General features: G+C 71.5%; 8 protein-coding genes. 2 read left to right on the forward strand and 6 right to left on the reverse strand.

All coding sequences use genetic code 11. From position 1 onward, the window contains the following. Positions 1–14: 14 nt before the first annotated feature. The 3 genes from AC1DIW_RS17610 to AC1DIW_RS17620 form a co-directional block, all read right to left on the reverse strand. Positions 15–3,938 carry a S8 family serine peptidase gene (locus AC1DIW_RS17610; protein ID WP_478109792.1) on the reverse strand — a complete coding sequence of 1,308 codons (3,924 nt, stop codon included), beginning with the start codon at positions 3,936–3,938 and terminating at the stop codon, positions 15–17. Between the two features lie 286 nt (positions 3,939–4,224). Next, positions 4,225–4,746, reverse strand: a complete 522-nt coding sequence (locus AC1DIW_RS17615) for an FMN-binding protein (protein ID WP_478109794.1) — start codon at positions 4,744–4,746, stop codon at positions 4,225–4,227. Continuing rightward, on the reverse strand, positions 4,743–6,209 hold the full coding sequence (locus tag AC1DIW_RS17620) for a ferredoxin reductase family protein (protein ID WP_478109796.1): 1,467 nt from the start codon (positions 6,207–6,209) through the stop codon (positions 4,743–4,745). Before AC1DIW_RS17620 ends, AC1DIW_RS17615 begins: the two co-directional genes overlap by 4 nt. Positions 6,210–6,270: 61 nt before the next feature. Here AC1DIW_RS17620 and AC1DIW_RS17625 point away from each other — a divergent pair, with 61 nt between their 5' ends. Beyond that, positions 6,271–6,945, forward strand: a complete 675-nt coding sequence (locus tag AC1DIW_RS17625; protein WP_478109797.1) for a response regulator transcription factor — start codon at positions 6,271–6,273, stop codon at positions 6,943–6,945. Positions 6,946–6,955: 10 nt separating this feature from the next. Further along, positions 6,956–8,182 carry a sensor histidine kinase gene (locus tag AC1DIW_RS17630; RefSeq protein WP_478109799.1) on the forward strand — a complete coding sequence of 409 codons (1,227 nt, stop codon included), beginning with the start codon at positions 6,956–6,958 and terminating at the stop codon, positions 8,180–8,182. Positions 8,183–8,190: 8 nt separating this feature from the next. Here the strand turns inward: AC1DIW_RS17630 and AC1DIW_RS17635 are convergent, their stop codons facing one another. From AC1DIW_RS17635 to AC1DIW_RS17645, 3 genes are read right to left on the reverse strand one after another with little or no spacing between them, the layout of a single operon-like run. Beyond that, positions 8,191–9,018, reverse strand: a complete 828-nt coding sequence (locus AC1DIW_RS17635) for a serine hydrolase (protein ID WP_478109801.1) — start codon at positions 9,016–9,018, stop codon at positions 8,191–8,193. A 1-nt stretch (position 9,019) separates the two neighbouring features. Beyond that, entirely contained in the window at positions 9,020–9,931 is a 912-nt protein-coding gene (locus tag AC1DIW_RS17640; protein WP_478109802.1) for an alpha/beta fold hydrolase, read from the reverse strand. 22 nt (positions 9,932–9,953) lie between these two features. Then, on the reverse strand, positions 9,954–10,502 hold the full coding sequence (locus AC1DIW_RS17645; RefSeq protein WP_478109803.1) for a phage holin family protein: 549 nt from the start codon (positions 10,500–10,502) through the stop codon (positions 9,954–9,956). Positions 10,503–10,743 lie beyond the last annotated feature (241 nt).

The raw sequence follows: 10,743 nt of genomic DNA on the forward strand, positions 1-10,743 counted from the left end.
TCCCGCGCCATTGGTCAGTAGACCTTGACGACACGGTTGGGGCTGTAGGAGGCCAGGTGGTCCACGTCGGCCGGCTTGTACATCCGATAGGTGAAGGTGCCGCGCCATCCCGGCCTGAACGCGAACGCGTAGGCGCTCGTCGAGTTCAGCGTCCGGCTGGCCACGTTCGTCCAGGCGCCGTTGCCGGCATACCGCTGGAGGTAGACGGTCTGGCCGGCGTGCGCCGGCGCGACCGACCCGGAGATCGTGAACGAGCCGCCCAGCGCCAGCGAGCTCCGGCTGACGGCGCCGGTGACCGTGGTCCGGACCCCCACGCGCGCCGCGGGGCTGCTCGAGCCGACGAAGCTGCCCGAACCGCGGTAGACCCACTGGTAGTCGAGCGAGGCCCCCGGCCGGCTGACGAAGGACACGGTGCCGGTGGAGCTCGTCGTGGGCGTCGTCAGGAGGTACCACGTCGTGGTGCCGACCTTGCGCCAGTAGAGCTGGACGGGGACCCCGGCGAGGGCGGCGCCGGTGTCCCGACGCGTCAGCCTGCTGCTCAGCGTCACCGCGCCGCCGTAGGTCAGCGACGTGACGGTGGCCGACATCGTCGGGGCGGTCCCCACTAGCGTGCGCGAGGAGGCCGGGCCGAGCGTGCCGGAGCGGTCCTGGGCCCAGATCCTGAAGCTGTAGGTGCTGCCCTGGGGTAGGTACGGGACCGTGACGCTCGTGCCGGAGCCGGAGTAGACGTCGGTGCCGCTCGTGATGCTGGCGGGAGGCGTCGTGCCCGCAGCCATCCGGACGAGGTAGCGGTTCGCGTCGGGTGACCCCGTGGCCTTCCACGTCAGCGTCGCAGCCCGCACGGCGCCGGTGGCCGTGAACGAGCCGACCGCCGAGGGAGCGGGGTCCACGGTCTGGAAGGTGGAGGAGTATGCCGTGCCCATGGTCGCGCCGGACGCGTCCGTCACGCCGGACACCGTCAGGCGGTAGGGCGCGTCGTTCTCGAGCGGCGACGTGGGCGTGACCGTCGCGGTGCGTGTGCCGGCGTCGTAGGTGACCGAAGCCGGCACGTCCGATCCCGTCCGGCCGTCGACCAGGCTGATGGTCGAGGCGGTCACCGTCGAGGCGCTGACGTCACGGGCGAAGGTGACGGTCGGTGCGGCCGCCGGTGCCACGCCCCACGCGACGTCGCTGGGAGTGGAGCCCTGCACCCACAAGCCGTCCGGCCCGGGCGGAGTGGCCGTGGTCGCGTTGCGGAGCACGGCGATACCGGTCCGCGTCATGAGGGCCACGTCGGGGTGCCCGTCGCCGTCGAGGTCCCCGGTGGAGAGCTCGCCCTGCCGGGCCGGCCAGACGGAGTCGCCCGTGTCGGTGGTCAGGGGCGCGTCGAAGCCACCGCCGGCGAGTCCGGGGAGGACCGAGACGGTCGCGTCCTTCCCCGTCCCCGACGTGACGAGATCCGGGATCCCGTCGCCGTTGACGTCCGCGACCGCGAGGGTCTCGCTGTAGCTGGGCATGGTCGTGCTGGTCGGCGCCTGCAGGGTGCCGTCGGCCGCCTGCAGGAACGTGACGAGGCTGGCCGGTCCGTCGGAGCTGCGCACGAGGACGACCACGTCGGAGCGGCCGTCGCGGTTGACGTCGAGGACGCGCGCCGCCCCGACCGACGAGTTGGTCGGGAGAGTGACGGGATGCTTGGTGAGGCGCCAGCCGGTGGCGTCGTTGTGCAGGACGACCGCGGTTGCACCGTCGGTCCCCACGACGTCCGGGCGGCCGTCGCCGTCGACGTCGGCGATCGACAGGTCGAACGTCGTGAGCGGGAAGTGTGCGACCTGGGCGAACGAGCCGTCCGCTTGGCGAGTCAGCACATTGGTGTACTCGCCCGTGACGAGATCCGGCTTGCCGTCGCCGTTGAGGTCCCCGACCGCGACATCTGACTGCTGGTCCGTGGCCGCTGCGATGAGGCCCGGGGCCCCAAGCGTGCCGTCCGTCTGCTGGTGGAAGACCTGCAGGCCGTCGAAGGTCCCGGCCAGCACCTCCGCGGCCCCGTCCCCGTCCATGTCGGCCACGGCGAGCCGCATCACCGGCGAGTCGTCAGCGGTCGGGTAGAAGGTGCCCTCGTCGAGGTCGCCGGAGCTCGTCTGCGCGTAGACGATGATCCCCCTGGGCGTCACAGGGTCGCTGTGCGAGCCGATGGTGGTGACGACGTCGTCACGACCGTCGCCGGTGACGTCTCCCACGGCGGTGCTCCCGTCCTGGGGAGTCGGCTGGTCCAACCAGGAGGGCGAGTCGAGCAGGCGACCGGGGTGCCTGCCGAGCGACACGGTGTAGGGACGCGTGTCCCGCGCGCCGTTGACGTTCTGGACCTCGACGTAGGAGGTGCCCGGAGTGGCTGTCCAGCCGACGAGCTCGGGATCGGCGGGTCCGTGGTGGTCGGACACGGCGAGTGGCCGGAGGTTCGAGTCGTAGACCGAGACCACCGGGTCGATGTCCTGCGCCACTCTCGTGCCCAGCGCCGGAGGGGTCACGGTCACGGACAGCGGCTGGGTCGTCGTCGAGTCGACGCGGTACCAGTCCGCGTCGCCCTCGACGCCGATGGTCCCCGTCATGGTGCCGGTGAGCGGCGTCGCCCGGCTCGGGACGTCGTTGGGCTCGTCGGCGCCGAGGCCGGGCAGGCCGAAGCTCGGCGCCCAGCCGCCGCCCACGGCGTTGGTGGCGTCCACGATGCCTGCACCGAAGTAGGGGTCGATGCCGCGCGGGCCGGCATCACGGGCGGTGGACCTGAGGCGCTCGAGGACCTGCGCCGGGGTCAACGTGGGCGTCTGGGCGCGCAGGAGCGCGACCACGCCCGAGACGATCGGCGCCGAGAAGGACGTGCCGTCGCCGTAGGCGTAGTTGTCGTTGCCGGAGGAGTCCGCGATCTCCGTCGAGAGGATGCCGAAGCCGGGGGCGGCGACGTCGACCCAGGAGCCGTAGCTGCTGAAGTCGGTGAGCGCTCCGTCGGTGTCCGTCGCCGCGACCGCCACGGCCTCGGGGTAGGCGGCCGGGTACTGCGGCACGTCGTCGCCCGAGTTGCCAGCGGCGACCACGACGACGGCTCCGTTGGCCACGGCACTGCTGACGGCGTCGTGCAGGACGGGGCTGTCGGCGTCCCCACCCAAGGAGAGGTTCACGATCTTCGCGCCGTGGGCCACGGCCCAGTTGATGCCGTCGACGACGTCGGAGTCGGCGCCCTCTCCGTTCGAGTCGAGCACCTTGACCGGCATGACCTCGGCGTTCCAGGCCACCCCGGCAATGCCCTCGCCGTTGCCGGTCCCGGCGGCGATGATGCCGGAGACCATCGAGCCGTGGCCGTTGTCGTCGCTCGCGGCACCGGCGGCGATGCCGGCCTTGGTGATCGCGTTGTAGCCGGCGACGGTGCGCCCACGAAGGTCGGGATGGGTGCCGTCCACGCCGGTGTCGATGACCGCGACGACCTGGCTGGGCGATCCCGTCGACCGGTCCCAGGCGGTCGGCACGCGCACCGTGTCGAGGTAGTGCTGGTAGACGTAGAAAGGGTCGTTCGGGGTGGCGGAGGCCTTACGGATGTAGTCCAGGGTCACCTCGGCCACTGCCGGGTCGGCCTTCAGGCGCTTCGCGAGGTCCTCGGCGCGACCGCCCGTCGTGACCTTGACGAAGCCGGTGCCCGGAAGTGTCTGCGCAACCCGGCCGCCGTGGGAGGTGACGGCGTTGTCGCGTCTGGCCTTCGGGGCGGAGGTCCGGAACTTCACGAGCACCGTGTGTGGCTCGTGAACCTGGGTGTGCGCCTGGTGCCGGGTCGGCCGCGGCAGGTGCTTCGCGGCTGGAACCCTGCCCTTCGACGAAGGCGACGGGGAGGCCGCCGAGGCGGACGCTGACATGGCCGAGACGGGCGTGATGAGCGCCAGCGCCAGGGCCGCCGAGGAGAGGCGGCGAGAGGGCATGGACGGTTCCCTGTGGTGAAGAGGTGTGCGAGCGCACCGTCCAGCTGGATGGGTGCGAGCGAATCATGGCAGGGCGATGTGCGTGTTATGCCCGAGTTGTTCCTATTCGCAGGGAACTCCCAGACAGTGGGCGAACCAGCGTCGCAACCTCGGAACGTGCACTCGAGACCGAACCCACGCGAGGACGAAAGATGCGGCCCGCCGACCACAGGGAGGAGATCGGCGGGCCGCGGCGGTCTGCCGACCCCAGGGGTAGGTCGACGAACCGCGTTCGTGGAGGGCGGCGTCAGCCCAGGTGGGCGGCGTCGATCGCCGCCTGGAGGCTCTGCTGATAGGCCTCGCTCGTGTAGGTCGCGCCGCTGACGACGTCGATCTGCGCGGACTGCTTGTCCAGCGCCTCCTGGCGCAGGATCGGGGCGGCGCCGGCGCTGATCGACACGGACGTGCCCGAGCTGTCGGTCAGCTGGAGGGCGTGGACGTCGGTGATCTTCTGGCCGGTGAAGCTGACCCGCACCTGGACCGAGCCGTACTGCGTGTCGACGACGGCGCCGTCGACCGTGCCCGAGCGGGGGGCCGGGGGTGCGGCCTTGGACGGCGCCCCGGATGCCTGCGTGCCGCCCGACGGACTGGGACCGCTCGACGGCCGCGGGGGTGCGGCGGCGACGGGAGTCCCGGCCTTGGCGGACGAGACGACGTGGACGCCGGTGGCGGTGGCGGTGGCGTGCTTCGGCGTCAGGCCGCTGGCCCAGGACGCACCCAGCGTGACGACGCCGGCCAGGCCGACGAGGACGGTCGTTCCCTTTCTCACCAGGAGAACCTCTCGTCGTGGATGTGGGCCTTGGGGATGCCGCCCTCGAGGAGGCAGCGGTGCACGAGGTTCATCCAGCCGCCGGGGCCGCAGAGGTAGGCCTCGTGGCGGCGCAGCTGCGGGACGAGCTCGGCGAGCCGCTCGGCGTCGGGGACGGGCGCGCCCCGGTGACCCGAGTGCGTGGGCGGGAGCCACGAGCCCGCGACGGGCGGTCCGACGAGCAGGAGCAGCCGGTGGCCGCCGACGGCGGTCAGGTGCTCGAGCTCGTCGCGCAGGGCGAGCTGTGACTCGTCGTTGGCGCGGTAGACGACGGTGACGTCGCCGGGGCCGGCGTGGCCGTGGCGGACGAGCTCCTCGAGGATCGAACGGACGGGGGTGACGCCGATGCCGGCGGCGAGGAGCAGGACCCGACGGCGGACGCGCTGGCGGGCGGTGAAGGCGCCGTAGGGGCCCTCGAAGAGGACACGCGTGCCGGGGCGCAGATGGGCCAGGCGGCTCGAGTGGTCGCCGAGCTCGCGGACCGTGATCCGCAGGTGCCGCCCGTCGGGAGCGCTCGAGATCGACCACGGGTGGGCCGTCGCGAGCAGGCGGGGGCTGACGAAGCGCCAGTTGAGGTACTGGCCCGCGCGGACCGGGAGGCGGTCGAGGTGACGCCCCTCCATGCGGACCGACCACACGCCGGGGGCCTCCTCGACGACGTCGGTGACGCGCAGGCCGTGACGCAGGCTGCGGGCGATCGGGACGAGCACGCGCCACCACACGACGCTGGTCGCGACGAGGACGAAGAGGGTCCACCAGTAGGTCCGAACCCACTGCGACGCAGTGAAGTCCGAGCCCATCGAGAGCTCGTGCGGCACGGCGAGGACGACGGCGGCATACGACGTCAGGTGCACGAGGTGCCACCACTCGTAGGACAGGCGCCGGCGGGCGATGCTGACCGACGTGACGGCGATGACCACGAGCAGGGCCGTGGCGCCGAAGGCGAAGAGAAGGTCGCTGCCGCCGGTGAGCAGCCGGAAGGACTCGATGACCGGGGCGAACGGGCCGTGGAGCTCGTCCCGCGCCGCGTAACCCAGGACGATGGCGCCGACGTGGACGAGCACGAGAGGGACGGTGACGCGGCCGAGGATGCGGTGGGCCTTGAGCGCGCGGTCCATCCCGTAGACGCGGTCGATCCACGGCACGCGGGCGGCGAGGAGCAGCTGGATGAGGAGCAGGTCCATGGCGACGAGGCCGGTGAGCCGCCCGATGGCGATGAGCATGGTGCTCGACGTGCCCGCCGTGAGGTCGTGGCTGCCCCCGCCGAGCAGGAACTGTGCCGCGACCGCGAGCAGGCTCGCGATGGCCAGGGTCTCGAGCAGGTCGCCCGTGCGGGCCTGCCACCGGCGGAAGTCCGCCCCGGCGCGCAGTGCGCGACGGACCCGGCTCGGGGTCCCGCGGTGTGGTGCGATGGTGGTGCTCACGTTGACGATCGTCGTCAGGCGATCTCAGAAAGTTATGAGACCCGGCAGAAAGGGTGCATCCATGACCATTCCGTCGCTGCGCCCGCGACTGCTCCTCGTCGAGGACGACCCGGACCTCTCGCAGCTGCTCGCCGAGCTGCTCGACGAGGAGGGGTATGCCGTCACCGCCGTCCGCGACGGACAGGCCGGGCTGCATCGTGGCCTGGTCGACGAGTGGGACGTGCTCGTCGTCGACCGGGGACTGCCGGGCATCGAGGGGGTCGACCTCGTGACGCGGCTGCGCTCGCGGGGGCTCACGGCGCCGGTGCTCTTTCTGACCGCGCGTGGCACGGTGGCGGATCGGGTGGAGGGGCTGGACGCGGGTGCGCAGGACTACGTCGTGAAGCCGTTCGACGTCGAGGAGGTGCTGGCTCGGCTGCGTGCTCTCCTGCGACCGGTCGGGGTGGGCGCGAGCGAGCTCGTCGTCGGGGATCGCCGGCTCGTCGTCGGCCAGCAGCGGCTCGTCGGCGGGGACGGCGAGGTGATGCTGTCCGGCCGGGAGGCCCGGCTGCTCGAGACGCTGGCCCGGCGGCCGTCGCGGGTCTTCACCCGGGACGAGCTCCTCAGCATGGCGTTCGACAACGCCGACACGCTCGGGGCCGTCGACACGTACGTCTACTACCTGCGTCGCAAGCTGGGGAAAGCCGTCATCGACACGGTGCACGGCGTCGGCTACCGGCTCGGTGCGTCGTCTTGAGTGCGGCGTCATGAGGCGGCGCCGGGCGGACCCTGATCCGCTGAAGCACGCGTCCCGGTCGGTCGCGCTTCGGGTCGGTGCGACCACGGCTCTCGTCGTGCTGCTCGCCATCGTCGGCGCGGCTGTCCTCTTCGACCGGCAGCAGCTGGCGGAGGTCCGCGGACGCACGGAGACGACGGCGCGGACGGCCGACGACGTCATCGACGCGCCGCCCGGGACGTGGCTGGCCAAGCTGACCGCATCAGGTCATGAGGAGAGCCCGTCGATGCCCCCGGATCTTGCGACGCAGATCGCTGCGGTCGGCCAGGACGTCTCGGGCCAGAAGACCTTCACAGCGGAGGGTCGGTCGTGGCCCGCCTGGGTCGACCGACGCGACGGCGTCAGCTACGTCGCCGTCTACGACATCCGCCTGCATGCCGGCGAGGAGCAGCGGCTGCTTGTGTCGACAGCGGTAGCGGGCGGCCTGGGCGTGCTGCTCGCCGCGCTGACGGGTCTGCTCGCAGGGCGCCGTGCCGTCCGGCCGCTCGGGGAGGCGATGGAGCTGCAGCACCAGTTCGTCGCGGACGCCTCCCACGAGCTGCGCACGCCGCTGGCCGTGATCAGCACGCGGGCCCAGGTGCTGCGTCGGCACCTCGCGGCCGACGCCGCGCGCGACCCGGCCGCCGGCACGCGTCTGGCCGAGGTCGACCAGCTCGTCCACGACACGCAGGCTATGGCCGACGTCGTCTCGGACCTCCTGCTCTCGGCGCAGCTCGAGCACACCGAGCAACCGGCCGAGCACGTCGACCTGGCCGACCTGGCCTCGGAGGTCGTGCGGTCGTTGACGCCGTATGCCGCCGACCGCGGGGTCACCCTCGTCGACGAGGGCGCGGGTGGGGTCGGTACTTGTACGGTCGACGGGGTCGGCCCCAGCCTCCGCCGCTCGGTGCTTGCCCTCGTCGACAACGCGATCGCGCACTCCGACAGCGGGTCTCGTGTGGAGGTGCGGTCCTCGGTCGGTGACGGGCAGGTTCGGGTCGACGTCGTCGACCACGGCGACGGCGTCGAGGTCGCCGACGTCGAGCGGTTGTCGCGGCGCTTCTCGCGGGGCGACGGCGCGTCAGGCGGCCGACGCGTCGGTCTCGGCCTGGCGCTGGTGACGCAGATCGTCCGTTCACACGGGGGCCGCCTCGAGGTGACCGAAACCTCGGGCGGCGGGGCAACCTTCTCGCTGCTCATCCCGGCCGCTAACGATTGACCGGCGGGTCAGAGGGTGGCGAGCACCGCTTCGCCGATGTGGCGCATGCCGCGCAGGACCGCCCAGACCGTCAGGTGGTCGAGAGTGCTGCCCGGCGTGGGATCCCAGTTGGCGATGGCGGCCCACGTGACCGTGCGGCCACCAGCCGTGACGGCACCGACGTCGGCGCGCACTCCGTCGTCGGTCCCGGTCTTGTTCCAGAACGTCGTCGGAAGGTCGAGTGACGAGTGGTGGGCGATCGGATCGAGGCCGCCTTGCTCGACGAGCGCGGATCCGACCATGGACTGGTCGACGTTGGCTGAGAGCCACTGCCGGACAAGGCGATCCGCGTCAGGTCCTGCCGCCGTACCGCTGGCCAGCCGACTCATGAGCTCGCTGAGCTCGCCCGCGGCGCCGGTCGACAGCGTGGCGGGATGGTCGTCGCCGCGAACGTCTCGAACGCGGTCGTGGAGGGCGGTGGCGCGCAGGCCGAGGGACGTGGCGCGAGCCGCGACTTCGGCCAACCCGACTCGTTGGAGCAAGACGTTCGTCGCCAGGTTGTCTGAGACGGCGCCTACAAGGGCCGCGACGTCGATCAAAGGGAGCGTCTCGACCGAGAGCGTGTGCCACAGGCCCGAGTCGCCGACCCACAAGTCCACAGACCGGGTTAGCGGCTCGTCGGGGGAGAGCTCGCCTGCCGTGATGAGCCGGGCGGTTTCGACGAGGAGGAGTACCTTGCCGACGCTGGCGGTGCGCAACGGCACGTCGGCGCCGACGGCACCCAACGGCATACCTGATCCGTCACGGACGCACACGGACCATGTGACCCCGCCGGCGTCTGGAAGCTCGAGCTCCATGTCAGGCAAGGGATCCGAGCCACGTGATGAGGGCGGCGTTCACCTTGTCGGGCGCCTCCTCGGTGAGGAAGTGTCCGGCGCCGGGGACCTTGACCTGGCGGTAGTCGCCGGGCACGAAGGCACCGGAACCGTGGGTCACGGTCGCGATGACGCAGCCGTCGTCAGTGCCCTGGAGCTGGAGCACCGGCACGCGGATCGCGTGACGGATGCGGCGCATGAAGAGCGGGCCGTCGGGGCGCACCGAGGAGCGCCCGAGCCAGCGGTAGTGCTCCGCGGCCGAGTGGGCCACGAAGGGGATCATCATGCCGTCGCCGTAGCGGGAGACGTCCTCTGGCGTGGGAAAGCTGCCGAAGGGGGACGCCCACGAGCGCAGGAGGCCCTCGACGTAGTCGTGCGATGAGGCCATCTCGCGTTCGGGACGAAAAGGCTTCTGCAGCCCGGCGATCCAAGCCGAGGCGCGACGCTGCTTTGGGTTGCTCCAGGTCGCGTGCCGCATGATCCGGGGGTGTGGCATAGACAACGAGGCGATGGCGCGTGTCACGTCAGGCCGCAGCGTCGGCATGCACCAGGAGATCCACCCGCCCAGGCCCTGGCCCATGATGACGGCGTCCTTCTCGCCGAGCGCGCGGATGACGCTCGCCACGTCGAGGGTCGCCATGTAGGTGTCGTAGCCGCGTGGCGGCTTGTCGGACCCGCCGTAGCCGCGCAAGTCCATCGCGGCCACGTGGTACCCGGCGTCGGCGAGGGCGACCATCTGGTGGCGCCACGCGTACCAGAACTGCGGGAAGCCGTGAAGCATGATCACCAGCGGTCCGTCGCCGATCTCGGCGACATGGAAGCGGGCTCCGTTGGCGGAGACGTAGCGGTGCTCCCACGGTCCGTCGATGTTGACGAACGCAGCGTCGACGGACATGGAGGTCGTCAGGGGTGTCGGCTCAGGCGTCGCGGGACGGGTTCGGCGCGGTGGGCGCAGTTCCGTTGCCCGACGACACGGCCGGCATGGCTGCGGTGGGAGCGGACGTGCTTCCGGCCGGGAGATCCTTGCGGTCCCAGGCGGGACGCGGCGCGGGGACCGTGGTCCCCGGGTGCTCGGCTGCAGTCTTGAGCGCAGCGACCGTCTCCTGCGCCTCGGAGATCGTCTTCTCCGGCGTCGGGTTGACGGTCTTCATCTTCCTCACGCCGAGCCAAGCCAGCACGGCCGCGACGAGCAGCATGAATACGGTGACGATGAGGAAGCTGAGCCAGCGCGGCAGGCCCAGGGCCTGGATGCCTTCGGCGATCGTGATGAAGATGAAGTAGACGGAGTAGAAGCCGACGACGGCCGCTCCGGCGAGCAGGCCTCCGCCGACGCCCGCCTTCTTGACCTGAACCGAGACCTCAGCCTTGGCCAGGGCGATCTCGCTGCGAACGAGCGTCGAGATGTCCTGTGTCGCGGACGCGACCAGTTGGCCCAGTGTCCGCTCCTGCCGGGGATCCGTGCTCATCGGCTCACTTCCTCGGTGCTCGTTGGTGATGACGCGGTCGCGCCTACCCGGTGCAACCCTACTGCGGAGTCCCTACCCGAACGTGCGCGGCTGGCACCATCACGCCGGATCGAGCCGTCCCTCTGTCTGGTAGACGTCCGGGACGCCGTCGTGATCCTCGTCCGCGGTCTCTCGGGCCTCGACGAGCCGGTAGTGCCGGTTGCGCACTCGCAGCACGACGGTCGCGACAAGGGCGGCGATG

Source organism: Terrabacter sp. 01T434, assembly GCF_056398545.1.